Here is a 14,372-nt window from a genome sequence, read left to right on the forward strand (position 1 = left end):
GATCAATCCTCCTTGCCTGCGGACAGATAGAGATGAAGCATGTAGGCCACAACCCCGAGACCGACCACCAGAAAAAGGATAAACATGACAAGGGGAGAATACTGGGGTTGCAGGGTCAGATCGGAGGGATGAAAATACGGAGCCAGATACTCCCACCGGAGCAGGGCGCGGACAATGGCCATCAGCGAGACCAATGCCACAGTTGATCCCGCGGCCAGAAGAATCCGGCGGGTGAATCCGGCATACAGGGCCAGCAGACTCACGGCCAGGGCCACGAGAAACACGGCAGTGGCGAACCCGTTGTCGCCCAGAAAGGCGAGCATGACTTCACGCTTCAGGCTCAAGAGGAACCAGGTTCCAATGACGAATTGAACCAGGGTCATGGAGGTGAACCATTGCAGACCAATGGTGATCTGCGGTTCTCCGTCCTTGTTCTGGCGGCGTTGCATGTACCCCAAAAGAGCCACGAACAGCCCCCCCACGGCCATGGCTGCAACCACAAAGTGCAGATAACGTGGAATGAGGGTCGGATCGGTCAGATTAAGCAAGGTTCCCGAGACATTGGAAAAATACCCCTCCCAGGCAGGGGGAACGATCATCAAGGTCATGGCGTTGCTGAAAAAGAACGCGACCACCATGAAAAGCGCCACGACCATGGCCATGACCAGTTTCCGATTATTGGCCAGGACATCGTATTTGAAAGCATGGTAGTACAACAGGTAATAAGCCAAAATGACGAGTACAACAATTGAAAGCCAATACACCGCCATGAGAATGGTACTTGTGTACAGAAAATTTCCGTAAATGACCTGGATAAAAAGTAGTGGAGCCACTCCCATATTCACGGTCAACGCAACCAGGGTCGGAAGCTTTGAGGCAAGAGACTGGGCCACGGGGTGCATTCGGGAACGACCTTTTTCCCTGACGACCAGGGCGATAATGCTTCCGCCGAACATGGCATTCATGAACAAAAGGTGCACGACAAAGGTCAGAATTCCCAGGGCCTCGAACCAGATCCAGGGAACGGAAATGGGGTCGGTCGCCGGAATGAGCTGTGAAGGATCCATGATCATTCTTCCCGGTTAAAGGTCACACAACAACGCCAATAAGGGGATGAGGTAGCGCATTCCGGTTCATTGTTCAAGAATGCCCGAAAATTTACGCAAAAAAGGAAGCCGGGATGTGCGGGCCGTGTTTCATACAGGATTGCGGAACCGTTGAACATTGGAGCCAGTGAAGCTGCAACAGTATGATGCCGGAAAGACAATTCCTGATGTGCAGAGGATATTTCCCATGGGCGTGAGTGAGGATATTTGTCAGGCTTCCCGGACCACGTCGCGCCGGTCCTTTCCCTGATCCACGAACCTGATCCAGAAACAGCATGCCAGCTGAATGCCCACGGCAAAACAAATGGCCACGATACCCAGTAGGACATCATAATAGGCTGGAGCCGACAGGCCGATGCGCATGAGTGTGGTACTCACGGCCAGTCCGGCATTGCGAAAGACACTGGGAAAAAAGGTGAAATACTGCTGGGCCACGAGAACAATGAAAATATCCGCGAACACGAGAGCCGTATAGCAGGCGGGAAAGAAGGGGATCAGACTGATGCCGCGCACGACACAGACGCCATTGAAGACCCCCACGCCCAGAAAAAAACCGAACAGGACCAGAGCCAACAGTTTTTTGGTGGCCACGAACCCCTCGAGAAACGAGAGATCGCGGAACCTTTGCAACGGGCGTCTGGCGGCAAAATAGACCCCAAGCAGCAAAAACATGACCAGGGCCCCGAAACCGTCGGCCATGATCCGAAGCACCGGATCAACATGATCGGCCAGTGTCAGAACTCCGGAAAAATGCACCAGTTCGTTGAACGCATGACGAAGCAGGATCAGGCAGAATATTTCGAATTGCTTGCCCACGGCCCGGGAAAAGGACTTGGGGAGCACAAAGACCATTTCGATGATCTCAACGATGAGGACCAGGGTGAACACGATGTGGACAGCCTGGAACAGATTGGTGGGGATGTGGGAAGCCAGGAACAGGGGGAGCAACCCCAGCTCATTGGTCTGGATGAGGATGAGGGAAAGGATAAAAACAAGGGCCAGGGAGCGGCCGAACCAAACATGAACATTATTGAAACGGGCATGACAGCTATCGAAGAATCGAGAAGCGTGTTGCAAAACAACCGGCATCGACATCTCCTGTCCGCCCTGTCATGACGTGCGATCACGTTTGGTCCGACCCGCCATCCCCGGCCATTATGGTAAGGATTTGCGAGAGGGGTACAACCTCGGCAACAAGTATCTTATTTGGGGTGACACTGACCACAGGCCGTGGGGCCTGTCTTCTTACCGGCTTTCTTGAGGGTCTTGTGACAACCCTTGTAACAGGTCTGGTGATAGGCAGTCTCAAAGTACTTGATGTTTTTCTTTTCCTTGCCCTTTGCGGCCACGATATCGTGGCAACCGGCATCAGTACATTTCTTGATGGGGCTTGTGCCATCCCAGGTGTGATGGCATTCCTGACATTTGAACTCGGCATGTTTGACATGTGAGAAATTGACAGGTTTTTTCTTGGCCTTGGCACCTTCAGGAGCCTGAATCAACATGTCTGCCGGGGCCTCCATGGCAAAAACACTGGGCGCAGCAAACATGCAGATCAGAGCCATGCTGAACAGGCTGACCAGTAAAGACTTTTTCATAACAATTAACCTCCAACACATCGATAGCAATACGAACAAACGCAACGGTTACAGCGTGATGTTTCACCCTCTCGCAAAAAGTGAATGGCCGTTATCTTTAACGTGCCTGTAGTCTTCGGAGGGGAAAATGGCAAGTGCCGGATTTCACTATTTCAAGTTGGCGTTGACAAAATCCCAATTGACAAGCTTGTCCAGAAAGGCGGCCAGGTAGTCGGGGCGTCGATTCTGGTAATCAAGGTAATAGGCGTGCTCCCAGACATCCACCGTGAGCAGGGGCTTCAGACCATGGGCCAGGGGCGTATCCGCATTGGGGGTCTTCATGATCTTCAGATCACTGCCATCCTGAACCAGCCAGGCCCAACCGCTGCCGAACTGGGTTGCTCCGGCAGTCTTGAATTGCTCGGCAAAAGCCTCGTAGGAACCAAAGGCCGCGTTGATACGCTCGGCAATGGGGCCGGTCGGGGCACCGCCTCCACCGGGCTTCATGCACTGCCAGTAGAACGAATGGTTGAATGCCTGGGCCGTGTTGTTGAAGATGCCGACCCGGGATGTGTCCCCAGCGGTCTTCTTGATGATGGATTCCATGTCCTGACCTTCGAGATCAGTGCCCGCAAGCAGTTTGTTCGCATTGGTCACATAGGCATTATGGTGCTTGCCGTGATGAAACTCCAACGTCTGGGCGCTGATAACCGGGGCAAGAGCATCCTTTGCATAGGGAAGTTCGGGAAGTGTGATGGCCATATGAGGTCTCCTCCTGGTTGAAGTGAGATTGCAACTGCATGAAAAATTGGGGTAATGGTAACACCTCGATATTCTTTCGTCAAAATCGAGCCAAAATGCAAGGGAAAATATCCGGAGCAATATATGCAAACGGCAATCTTCCTCCTGCGCGTGGCAGCGCCCTTCCGCTCTCCGGATATCTGTACCCCGGGAACGTTTCTTGAGAGTTGACAAATTTTGCCAAATACTCAACAAGGTTTATTCTAAGCGGTGTATATCTCACAGGCACAACAACACAAGGAGACGAGCCATGAAAAAATTCGAATGCCCCTGCGGTTATATCTATGATCCTGAATTGGGCGATCCTGAAAACGGGGTTCCTGCAGGAACCGCCTTCGAAGACGTACCCGAAGACTGGGTTTGCCCCAAATGTGGTGCGGAAAAGGAATTTTTTGAAGAAATGGACTAAACGTCCTCATGAGCCCATCAAGCAAGGCGGAACTTTTGGTTCCGCCTTTTTCCGTTTGTTGGCAAGGCTACGCCATGTCCTGTGTCCAGGCTATAAATTTTAACAATAACGGTTCTCACTATCGACAAACCTCCTGGTGTGGAGTATCAGGCTGACAAATGGGAGGGATGCCCTTTTCTGCTGGAATCCCCCTTGTTTTTGAGATACCAGAAGGGCATCCCCGCTCGGCAGAAGCTCTTATCACTACTATGGAGGTACATATGCAAAAAACCGTTTTGTTCGCCTTGAACGGCGATCCCATGTGTTTCATTCACGTGTTGCTCAATGCCCTGGACATGGCCCAAAAAGGTTATGAAACAGGCATTGTCATGGAAGGGACGGCTGTCCGGCTCGTACCCGAACTTGCCAAAAGCGACCATCCGCTCCACACGCTCTACTCCAAGGCATGGGACAAGGGGTTGTTCTTCGGCGCGTGCCAGGCCTGCTCCGCCAAACTCGGGGTTCTTGCAGAGGTCAAGGCAACCGGTATGACCATGCTCGCGGACATGAATGGTCACCCTTCCATGTCCGGTTACATGGATCAGGGATACACCGTGATAACCTTCTGACCGGTGTTGCAGGGAACCTCCGGGCAACCTCGGTTTCCGACCAACCGACATCTCGTACGCCAAGGAACACACCATGCTCTCCTTTGCCAGAACCATGTACGCACTCTATGTGGACGGCTTCCGCTCCATGGTCCTCGGACGTCAATTGTGGAAGATCATTCTGATCAAGCTCGTGATCCTCTTCGGGGTGATCAAGATCTTCTTTTTTCCGGATTTCCTGGCCACCACCTATTCGTCGGATCATGAACGGGCCAATCATGTCCTGTCCGCCCTGACCATGGAACCGACATCACCGCCACATGAACACGAGACCGACCAATGAACCGCCAACACACTGGCAAACCTCCACAAATCCGGTCAGGGGGCAATACGGCAATTGCTCCTGTCGACCATGATTGATAGGGATGCTTTTCCGAAACAGGTTTACTTCAGGTCCACAATCAACGCATCATTCGGCTATGTTGCTTCACTCTCGGGTATCAGAAACCCTGCAGCACACATTGTTTATCCTGCATCTTCAACAATAAGGGGCTAACCGTGCTAGAACAGATCGATTGGAGTCAGGTCAATTGGGCCCGGGCTCAATTCGCCCTCACGGCCATGTTTCACTGGATCTTTGTTCCCCTCACCCTGGGGCTTTCCTTTTTACTCGCCTTTTTCGAGTCATTGTACGTGAAAACAGGCAATGAATCCTGGAAAAGGATCACCAAATTCTGGATGTCCCTTTTTGCCGTCAACTTTACCGTGGGTATTGCCACCGGCCTGATCCTGGAATTCGAGTTCGGAACCAATTGGGCCAATTATTCCTGGATGGTCGGGGACATCTTTGGAGCCCCCCTGGCCGCAGAAGGCATTTTCGCCTTCTTCATCGAAGCCACCTTTTTCGCGGTCATGTTTTTCGGATGGAACCGTGTTTCCAAGGGCTTTCATCTCTTTTCCACCTGGATGGTGGCTGTTGGCTCCAACCTGTCGGCCCTGTGGATTCTGGTGGCCAACGGCTGGATGCAATACCCCGTGGGCATGGCTTTCAATCCCCAGACGGCCCGGTTTGAAATGGAAAATTTCTGGGAAGTCCTCTTTTCTCCCACGGCCATTGGCAAGTTCACCCACGCCACCAGCTCGGGTTTTCTCCTGGGCGGACTTTTTGTGGTCTGCGTCTCTTCCTGGTTTCTGCTCAAAAAACGCCATACGGATATGGCCAAGAAAAGCATGGCTGTAGCCTCGGTCTTTGGCCTCCTGGCCTCCATCTTTGTCATCTTCACCGGAGACGAGGCCGCCTATACCAGCGCCCGGGTGCAACCCATGAAGCTGGCAGCCATGGAAGGCCTTTACAAAGGTGAAACCAATGCCGGTCTGATCATGCTCGGCATTCTTGATCCCTCCCACATGCCGGGTGAAGACGATGATCCCTTTCTCTTTGACATCAAGCTCCCCGGAGCCCTGACCTTGTTGGCCAACCGTCAGCTGGACACCTTTGTTCCCGGGGTGGACGATCTCGTCTATGGCAATGACGCTCAGGGCATTATGAGCACTGCGGATAAAATCAGTCAGGGGCGTGCTGCCATCAAGGCCCTGACCGCATTCAAGCAGGCCACCAACCAGGACGACGCCCAGGCGGCCCTGAATACATTCAACAGGCACAAGGAATTTTTGGGATACGGCTACCTGACCTCGCCTGAACAGGCCGTTCCCCCGGTGGGGCTGACCTTTTACAGTTTCCACATCATGGTTATGCTCGGCTTCCTGTTCCCGCTCATCTTTCTGGGGGTCCTGTTCTTCCTGTTCAAGGGTACCCTGGAAAACCAGACCTGGTTTTTGCGCTTTGCCGTACTCTCCCTGTTTCTGGGATATCTGGCCCAGGAAACCGGCTGGATCGTGGCCGAGGTGGGACGTCAACCCTGGGCCATCCAGGGACTCCTACCCGTGGGAGTGGCCATTTCCGACCTGACCACGGCCACCGTACAATTGACCTTTTTCATGTTCCTGACCCTCTTCACCGTCCTGCTCATAGCCGGCATCAGGATCATGACCCGACAAATCGCTCTTGGACCGGAGGAATAAGCCATGTTTGGAAATCTTGCACACACCCAACTTCAGGAACTCTGGTGGATCGTGGTCTCTCTGGTGGGCTCCCTGTTCGTGTTCATGACCTTTGTCCAGGGAGGCCAGAGCCTGCTTGGAACCATTGCCAAAACAGACCGACAGAAATCCCTGGTCATCAATTCCCTGGGCCGCAAATGGGAACTGACCTACACCACCCTGGTCCTTTTTGGCGGGGCCTTTTTTGCCGCCTTTCCCAAATTCTACGCCACCAGTTTTGGCGGGGCCTATTGGGTATGGATCGCCATTTTGTTCACCTTTTCCCTGCAGGCCGTGAGCTACGAATTCCGCAAAAAAGACGGCAACCTGCTGGGAGCCAGGGTGTATGAAACCTTCCTGTTCATCAACGGCGCCATCGGCATTCTGCTTGTGGGCGCGGCCGTGGGAACATTTTTCACGGGTTCCCATTTTCAGGTCAACGCCTTCAACCTGAGCTCCTGGAAGCATCCCCTGCGCGGACTCGAAGCCGCCCTGGTCCCCTTTAATCTGGCCATGGGCCTGCTTCTTGTCTTTTTATCCCGTGCTCTGGGGGCCATGTATCTGGTGAACAACATCCGCCATGCCAAGATCGAGGAAAAGGCCAGATCCGCAGCCTTCAGGAACTTCCTCTATCTGGTCCCGTTTCTGCTCTATATCCTGTACAGCCTGCTGACCATGCAGGGGTTTGCCCTTGACCCGGCCACCGGCACCATCTCCCTGGAAAAGGGCAAATACTTCGTCAACCTCATGGCCATGCCCATTGTCATGCTTCTGCTCATCACGGGCATCCTGCTCATTGCCGGTGCCGCCGTGATCACGGGTTACACCAGCAAACGCCTGGGCATCTGGCTGGCCGGACCGGGAACCGTGTTTACCTGCCTGAGCATCTTCTTTCTGGCAGGGTTCAACAACACCGCCTTCTATCCCTCGATCTTCGATCTCCAAAGCAGCCTGACCATCTATAACGCATCAAGCAGCCACTACACCCTCACGGCCATGTCCTACATTGCCCTGGCCGTGCCCTTTGTGCTGGCCTACATCGCCTGGGTCTGGAAGCTGATGGACGCCAAAAAACTCGATGCATCGGAGTTTGACGGAGAAACAGCCAACGATCTGTACTAGAAGCATGCGCTCCGGAACGCCCACGAGCTCCGGACGTGCACAACACAACCAATCATCAAGGAGACCATCATGTCAGCCGTACTTCTCATCGGATGGGTGATTCTCATCATTGCTTCGTACAAGGGGGCAGAAACCGTGCTCAGGAAGACCGGTCTGCTGTAGTCCGAACCCGTTGCAGCACCGGTTTATCCATGCACTCTGCCGATCACACCGACATCATGTTGACCGCTTCTCACCTACCCGCCTTGTCATCCGGGCACAGGTCCGGATGACAAGGCTTCTCTTCATGCAAGGCGTGACACCATGACCACATCGACCTCTTCCATTCGTTTCAACCGGCTGGAGCTGGCCGGATCCCTGGGCGATCTGGGAACCCTTCTCCCCCTGGCCATTGGCATGATCATGGTCAACGGCCTTTCGCCCTCGGGACTGTTTCTGGCCATTGGCGTCTTTTACGTGTTCGCGGGGCTGTACTACCGGGTTACGGTCCCGGTTCAACCCATGAAAGTCATCGGTGCCTATGCCATTGCCACGGGCCTTGGCCCTTCGCAGATCACGGCCTCGGGGCTGCTTGTGGCCATTGTCCTTCTCCTTGTCGGCGCAACCGGTGCCGTGAACCTGATCGGCAAATACACCCCCAAGCCGGTCATCCGAGGTGTGCAGTTGGCCACGGGTACCGTGCTCATGGCCCAGGGGATCAAATTTGTCTTGGGCACCTCAACCTTCCAGGCCATGGCTCAGGCAGGAGAACCCTATCTGAGCATTCAAAGCCTGGGTGTGATCCCCATAGGTCTGATCATTGGCACAATGGGCATGGCGCTTACCTTGTGCTTTTTGAACGACAAGCGCTTTCCCGCAGGCATTCTGGTCATCCTCTTTGGCCTGCTTACCGGCCTTTTCTTCGGAACCCACGAGGGATTCAACCGCCTCGAACTGGGAATCCATCTCCCGGATTGGCTTCCCTTTGGATTTCCGAGTACAGCCGATTTTTCCCTGGCCCTGATCACTCTGGTCCTGCCCCAAATCCCCATGACCCTGGGCAATGCGGTTGTTGCCAACGCGGATCTTTCTCGGGAATATTTCGGCCCCGGCTCCCGCAAAGTGACCTACAAGGGACTGTGCATCAGCATGGGCCTTGCCAATGTGTTCAGTTTTCTGGTGGGTGGCATGCCTCTGTGCCACGGTGCAGGGGGGCTGGCCGCCCATTACCGGTTTGGGGCACGCACGGCCGGATCCAATCTGTTCATAGGAACCCTGTTCATCTGCCTTGCCCTCTTTCTGGGCACCCACGCCATCACCCTGGTCCACCTCATCCCCTTTGCCGTTCTTGGTGTGCTCCTCATTTTTGCCGGCAGCCAGCTCGCCATGACCATCAGGGATGTCAAAGGGTCCAGCGATCTCTTTGTGATCGTGATCATGCTCGCCATGACCCTGGCCACGAACCTGGCCGTGGGATTCGGGGTCGGCATTGTCCTGGCCTACGCGCTCAAGGCCGGCAAGGTGTCGGTCTGAACGCGGCTTGCAGGCGGCTTAACGCCGCCTGATGCACCGGTCTACAGCAACCAGGGGCGTCATCGGGTACTTCTGATTGTTCACCCTTGACAACCGGGGGGTTCCAGGCTCGGTATTCCCGACCGGGTGCGTCCCGTTCGTTACGATGTTGCAAAATGCCAACGGCCCGCATCGCAACAATACGAAGAACCACAACCCACAGGCCCTTGCTCACCTCACCCCCATAGCTTCCACAGGCCTGCATCACTACGTTGCGCTGCCCCGTCCCTTCCTGAACCAGCGAGCCCTGCATGACCTTCTACCGTCTGTTCCCGGCATGCCGAACAATTGGCATTCTCCTTATATGCTGCTGCGCCCAATGGATGACTCCTCACACGGTCCATGCGGCCAAGCCACGCAAAAACGTCCTGCTGCTCAATTCTTATGAAAACGGGTATTCGTGGTCGGATACCATCGTACAGGGGGTCAAGAAACGGTTCGCCCAAAGCCCCTTCAACGTGGACCTGCAGGTGGAGTACATGGATTCCAAACGGCACACCTCCCTGACCATGCAGTCCATGCTGCTGGACCTGTACGCCTACAAGTTCAAGCACATCCGCTTTGACGCGCTCATGACCTCGGACAATTATGCCTTTGAATTCCTCCAGCAATACGGGCCGGAATTTTTCCCGGGCACTCCGGTCGTCTTCTGCGGGGTCAACGACCTGAACCCCGGGGTCATGGAAAACAGGGATCGCTTTACCGGAGTCATTGAAAACATCGACGTTGCGGGCACCCTAAAACTGGCTCTGCAGCTGTGCCCAGAGACCGCCAACATCGTTGTCATCGGCAACAACGACATCACCAGCCTGGCCATACGCAACCAGGTATACAGGGCCTTGCAGCCCTTTGAACAACGCCTCGACGTGGAGTTCTGGACAGATGCGTCCCTGGACGAACTGCTGGCCCGGATTCCCCTTCTTGCAGAGGACACGATCTTGTACGTGATCCCCTTTTACAAGGATGCTCACGGACAGTTCTACTCGGCAGAAGAGGTACTCACCTCCATTGCCGCGGTGGCCAGGGTGCCCATTTTCAGCAATTGGCACTTTCTTCTTGGCCATGGAATCATGGGGGGACGCCTGCTGGACGGCACCCGGGTGGGGGCCATGGCGGCCCAACAGGTACTGGACATCTTCAAGGGGAAGCATCCGGGAGAAATCCCGGTCATCAAGTGGTATATGGGGGAGTACGGGTTCGATTACACCATGCTCAAACGCTTTGCCATTGATCCCCAAGATCTGCCCCAGGGCAGCGTGATCATCAACGAACCCAAACGGTTGTACGCCCTGAACAAGGAAACCTTCTGGCTGATCATTGCCAGCCTGGTGATTCTTTCGTTCATTTCCATCATGCTTGTTGCGAGCACGCTGCAACGACGACGCGCGGAAGAACACCTTCGCCTGGCCGAGGAGAAATACCGCAGCATTTTTGAAAATTCGGCCCTGGGCATCTTCAGAACCACGCCGGAAGGACGATTCCTGGACGCCAATCCGGCCATGGCCCGCATGCTCGGGTACGACTCGCCCACAGATCTCATGCAACGGGTCGGCTCGGTCCCCGACGAACTGTACGTTGATCCCCAACAATGGACCCAGGGACTTGCAGCGACCGCAACAGCCGCAGGGCGAATCAATTTCGAAAACCGATTCAGAAAACGGGACGGTTCGGTCATCGTCGCCAACCTGTACCTGCGCATCATCCGCAAGCCTGACGGGAGCGTCGACTCCCTGGAAGGATTTGCCGAGGACATCACCCGGCGCATCCACCTGGAACGACAACTTCTGCAATCCCAGAAGATGGAGGCCATGGGTAGACTGGCGGGAGGTATTGCCCATGATTTCAACAATATCCTGACATCGATCATCAACTCCACCGAGCTGGCTCTCTTGGACGTGGACGAAGATTCCATGACCCATGAGGATCTCACCCGGGTACTCACGGCCTCTCGGCGGGGAAGCCAGCTGGTCAAGCAGATCCTGACATTCAGCCGCCCCAGCCAGGAAGGGTTCGTGCCCACCAACCTCGCCGAGATCATCTCGGAAGCGGTCAGCCTGATCAGAGCCTCCTTTCCGGGCAACATCCGCATCAGGGAAGATATTGCGGCCTCACCCATTTTGTGTCTGGCCGATCCCTCACAAATCCATCAGATTGTCATGAACCTGTGCACCAATGCCTTTCAGGCCATGGACACCCAGGGCGGGACATTGCGCATCCACCTGACCGCAGAAATCCTGACCGAAACCCGGGCCGAGGTACTGGACGTGCGTCCCGGGCATTACGCCAGATTGACCATCGCGGATACGGGCCCGGGCATGACACAGCAAGTCATGGACAAGATCTTCGATCCCTTCTACACGACCAAGGGCAAAAATGAGGGAACCGGGCTCGGGCTGGCCGTTGTCCACGGAATCGTCACGGGACATCAGGGAGCCATTGACGTCTGGAGCCACCCGGGAGCTGGAACTTCTTTTTCCGTTTTTCTTCCCCTGGCCCACCCGGCAGCTGTCGAATCGGAACCGGCCGCCAAGCCGGACGTTTGCAAAGGATCCGGGCGGATCATCTTTGTGGAGGATGATCCCGACCAGCTACGGACCATTCCCCGGATTCTGACCCTGCTTGGCTACAAGGTCACTCCGGTGAGCGCTGCAGAAAGCGCCCTGAGAATCATTGGGCACAGCGAGGCATGCGATCTGCTCATCACCGACTATGACATGCCCGAAATGAACGGCCTGGAACTGGCCCGACACCTCATGGAAATGGCCCCGCACCTCCCCGTGATCATGGTCTCCGGCAGGAACACGGCCACGGAAGCCGCCAGGGACATGGTCAATATCCGAGACGTCTTGCTCAAGCCCTACAACAAGACCACCCTTGCAGAGGCCATTGATCGCATCCTTGGCACGCACGGTTCCGGACCAACAACGGACCATGAATCACCATCCACGACAACTACCCGATGAATCAACCCGAGACCATCTCATGAGCAGAATTCTGGTCATTGATGACGACATCCAGGTTTGCGAGACCATGCATAGCCTGATCTCCCGCATGCAGCTCACCTGCGAGAACGCCCAAACCCTGACCCAGGGCCTTGAACGTCTTGAAGCCGCGGCCTTTGACGTGGTCTTCCTGGATGTCCACCTCCCTGACGGAGACGGTCTGGACGCCTTGCCGACCATCAAGGAAGCCCCGTCAAAACCCGAGGTGATCATCCTTACGGGCAAAGGAGACCCTGATGGGGCCGAACTGGCCATCAAGGGAGGGGTCTGGGACTATCTGGTCAAGCCATCTCCCATCAAGAATATCATGCTCACCCTCAACCGGGTCCTGGCCTACAGAAAAGAAAAAAAGCGCCAAAAGCCCCCCATGGCCTTGAACCTGGAACATGTCATCGGCAAGAGCCCGGTCATGCGGGCATGTTTTGATCTGGTAGCCCAGGCGGCCCAATGTGATTCCAATGTACTCATCACCGGAGAAACCGGCACGGGCAAGGAGCTTTTTGCCCGAACCATTCATGCCAACAGCCTGCGAGCCAATGGACCGTTTATACCTGTTGATTGTGCCGCTTTGACCGAAACCATTCTGGAGAGCATTCTTTTTGGCCATGTCAAAGGGGCCTTTACCGGAGCCGACAGGGACCGGACCGGCCTGGTCAAGCAGGCGGATACGGGAACCCTTTTTTTGGACGAGATCGGAGAGCTCCCGGTATCCCTTCAAAAAACATTTCTTCGTTTCCTCCAGGAACGGACCTTCCGCCCCGTGGGCGACCACCGGGAAACCCAAAGTGATTTTCGCTTGATTGCGGCCACCAACCGGGACCTTGAAACCATGGTCCTCAAGGACAGCTTTCGGGAAGATCTCTATTTCCGTCTCAAGACCATTCTCCTTCCCCTGCCGCCTTTGCGACAACGCAAGCAGGACATCAAACCCCTGGCCCTGTATTTCATTGACCAGATCTGCAACATCCAGGGCAAACCCACCAAGGGCATTGACGGTGATGTGTTTGCCATCCTGGAACAATATCACTGGCGGGGCAATGTGCGTGAACTGGCCAATACCCTGGAACGGGCCGTGGTGGCCGCTGGAGAGGGAAAGACCATCTTTGCCATGCATCTGCCCCCGGATATCCGCATCAAGGTGGTCAAAAACCAACTCCAGGGCAGATCCTTGCCCGCGCCCCCATCTCCCCCGGGGACCGATCCCCTCCCTCATCCCGGGATAAGCGATCCCTGCCCACACATCCCTGCTCTGCGAGAATTTCGCTCGGACATGGAAAAACGCTACCTCCAAAACCTCATGCAGGAGACCCGAAACGACCTGAAAAAGATGCTCAAGCTGTCAGGCCTGTCACGGTCCCACTTTTATGCCCTGATCAAGAAGCACGGGATTGACGTGTAGTCGCCCCGGGCGGGCCATGCCCCGTCCCGTGAGCGGCCAGTGATCCCTGTCCGGCAGGCGTCTTTGTATTGCGTATTTGTGGGTGACCGCATACAACCCCATGGCCTCGCAGAATGGAGGTCGTTTCCGGACCATATCCTTTCTTGATCCTTGTTCTCCACGACCTTTTGCCCGGCCAGGCCTTGCCCCTCCACCCCTCTCCCCCCGATAATTCCTCCCAACGTATGCCCCATTGCCGGAAATGATACCGAGAGCGATTGCCTGGCTCCGGGAATCATCCCCATCCGACCTCATCCAGAGGTTTCCGTATCACGGCAAGATCGTCGTCGCGCATCAAGGGGAACCTCCCTTTCCCCCTGCAAAGCCTGCTCACCGCGACCCGTAATCCGTCCCATGGGCACAACCTATTTTCACCAGGAGAAAACCCACCAAACCACCAGAAAAAATCCCGGCAAAGGCAAAATCCCCCCTCCCCAAACAAGACACTTTTGGCACAAGCACGACATTGTTGGCGCTTCACTGAAAACCAATTGGTATTTCAATGTATAACAGCAAAAAAGCCCCAAAAGGCGACAACCTTGTCACCTTGTTGTATGACAAAATCATTTTCCGCTTGAGGGACTTTTCACAAGAGCGCCAAGGATTTTCGTCCCATTGAAACCTTGGCCCCTCTCTTGCTTATGAGCAGAATCGTCTGCAGACGAACCTGGCTTTTTCA

General features: G+C 55.1%; 12 protein-coding genes. 8 read left to right on the forward strand and 4 right to left on the reverse strand.

Annotated features, from left to right (window positions below; all coding sequences use genetic code 11):
- Nucleotides 1-2: 2 nt before the first annotated feature.
- From DPF_RS02440 to DPF_RS02455, 4 genes are all read right to left on the reverse strand, one after another.
- Nucleotides 3-1,067, reverse strand: coding sequence for a hypothetical protein (locus tag DPF_RS02440; protein WP_069857321.1), 1,065 nt, complete (start codon nt 1,065-1,067; stop codon nt 3-5).
- A gap of 249 nt (nt 1,068-1,316) precedes the next feature.
- Complete coding sequence (locus DPF_RS02445) at nt 1,317-2,195, reverse strand: hypothetical protein (RefSeq protein ID WP_069857281.1); 879 nt, start codon at nt 2,193-2,195, stop codon at nt 1,317-1,319.
- Nucleotides 2,196-2,308: 113 nt separating this feature from the next.
- Nucleotides 2,309-2,704: a cytochrome c3 family protein gene (locus DPF_RS02450; protein ID WP_069857282.1), complete on the reverse strand. Its 396-nt coding sequence runs from the start codon at nt 2,702-2,704 to the stop codon at nt 2,309-2,311.
- A 147-nt stretch (nt 2,705-2,851) separates the two neighbouring features.
- Nucleotides 2,852-3,445 carry a superoxide dismutase gene (locus DPF_RS02455; protein WP_069857283.1) on the reverse strand — a complete coding sequence of 198 codons (594 nt, stop codon included), beginning with the start codon at nt 3,443-3,445 and terminating at the stop codon, nt 2,852-2,854.
- Between the two features lie 289 nt (nt 3,446-3,734).
- On the opposite strand from DPF_RS02455, the gene DPF_RS02460 reads away from it, so the two are divergent.
- The 8 genes from DPF_RS02460 (at nt 3,735) to DPF_RS02495 (ending at nt 13,654) form a co-directional block, all read left to right on the forward strand.
- Entirely contained in the window at nt 3,735-3,893 is a 159-nt protein-coding gene (locus DPF_RS02460) for a rubredoxin (RefSeq protein ID WP_069857284.1), read from the forward strand.
- 260 nt (nt 3,894-4,153) lie between these two features.
- Complete coding sequence (locus tag DPF_RS02465; RefSeq protein WP_069857285.1) at nt 4,154-4,501, forward strand: DsrE family protein; 348 nt, start codon at nt 4,154-4,156, stop codon at nt 4,499-4,501.
- A 73-nt stretch (nt 4,502-4,574) separates the two neighbouring features.
- Nucleotides 4,575-4,823: a DUF4492 domain-containing protein gene (locus DPF_RS02470; RefSeq protein ID WP_069857286.1), complete on the forward strand. Its 249-nt coding sequence runs from the start codon at nt 4,575-4,577 to the stop codon at nt 4,821-4,823.
- A 215-nt stretch (nt 4,824-5,038) separates the two neighbouring features.
- Complete coding sequence (locus tag DPF_RS02475; RefSeq protein WP_069857287.1) at nt 5,039-6,562, forward strand: cytochrome ubiquinol oxidase subunit I; 1,524 nt, start codon at nt 5,039-5,041, stop codon at nt 6,560-6,562.
- 3 nt (nt 6,563-6,565) lie between these two features.
- Complete coding sequence (gene cydB, locus DPF_RS02480) at nt 6,566-7,702, forward strand: cytochrome d ubiquinol oxidase subunit II (RefSeq protein WP_069857288.1); 1,137 nt, start codon at nt 6,566-6,568, stop codon at nt 7,700-7,702.
- Nucleotides 7,703-8,005: 303 nt separating this feature from the next.
- Nucleotides 8,006-9,214 (forward strand): putative sulfate/molybdate transporter, encoded by a 1,209-nt coding sequence (locus DPF_RS02485; protein WP_069857289.1) that lies wholly within the window; start codon nt 8,006-8,008, stop codon nt 9,212-9,214.
- A 290-nt stretch (nt 9,215-9,504) separates the two neighbouring features.
- Nucleotides 9,505-12,216, forward strand: coding sequence for a hybrid sensor histidine kinase/response regulator (locus DPF_RS02490; RefSeq protein WP_069857290.1), 2,712 nt, complete (start codon nt 9,505-9,507; stop codon nt 12,214-12,216).
- A gap of 19 nt (nt 12,217-12,235) precedes the next feature.
- Nucleotides 12,236-13,654, forward strand: a complete 1,419-nt coding sequence (locus tag DPF_RS02495) for a sigma-54-dependent transcriptional regulator (RefSeq protein WP_069857291.1) — start codon at nt 12,236-12,238, stop codon at nt 13,652-13,654.
- Nucleotides 13,655-14,372 lie beyond the last annotated feature (718 nt).

The sequence above is a fragment of the Desulfoplanes formicivorans genome (genome assembly GCF_001748225.1).
In the GTDB taxonomy this organism is placed as follows: Bacteria; Desulfobacterota; Desulfovibrionia; order Desulfovibrionales; family Desulfomicrobiaceae; genus Desulfoplanes; species Desulfoplanes formicivorans.

What these genes read in the sequence shown, in the direction of transcription:
- DPF_RS02440 (WP_069857321.1), bottom strand. Translation starts at nt 1,067, where the DNA reads ATGGATCCTTCACAGCTCATTCCGGCGACCGACCCCATTTCCGTTCCC.
- DPF_RS02465 (WP_069857285.1), top strand. Translation starts at nt 4,154, where the DNA reads ATGCAAAAAACCGTTTTGTTCGCCTTGAACGGCGATCCCATGTGTTTC.
- DPF_RS02445 (WP_069857281.1), bottom strand. Translation starts at nt 2,195, where the DNA reads ATGCCGGTTGTTTTGCAACACGCTTCTCGATTCTTCGATAGCTGTCAT.
- DPF_RS02450 (WP_069857282.1), bottom strand. Translation starts at nt 2,704, where the DNA reads ATGAAAAAGTCTTTACTGGTCAGCCTGTTCAGCATGGCTCTGATCTGC.
- DPF_RS02490 (WP_069857290.1), top strand. Translation starts at nt 9,505, where the DNA reads ATGACCTTCTACCGTCTGTTCCCGGCATGCCGAACAATTGGCATTCTC.
- DPF_RS02455 (WP_069857283.1), bottom strand. Translation starts at nt 3,445, where the DNA reads ATGGCCATCACACTTCCCGAACTTCCCTATGCAAAGGATGCTCTTGCC.
- DPF_RS02495 (WP_069857291.1), top strand. Translation starts at nt 12,236, where the DNA reads ATGAGCAGAATTCTGGTCATTGATGACGACATCCAGGTTTGCGAGACC.
- DPF_RS02470 (WP_069857286.1), top strand. Translation starts at nt 4,575, where the DNA reads ATGCTCTCCTTTGCCAGAACCATGTACGCACTCTATGTGGACGGCTTC.
- DPF_RS02460 (WP_069857284.1), top strand. Translation starts at nt 3,735, where the DNA reads ATGAAAAAATTCGAATGCCCCTGCGGTTATATCTATGATCCTGAATTG.
- DPF_RS02485 (WP_069857289.1), top strand. Translation starts at nt 8,006, where the DNA reads ATGACCACATCGACCTCTTCCATTCGTTTCAACCGGCTGGAGCTGGCC.
- cydB (WP_069857288.1), top strand. Translation starts at nt 6,566, where the DNA reads ATGTTTGGAAATCTTGCACACACCCAACTTCAGGAACTCTGGTGGATC.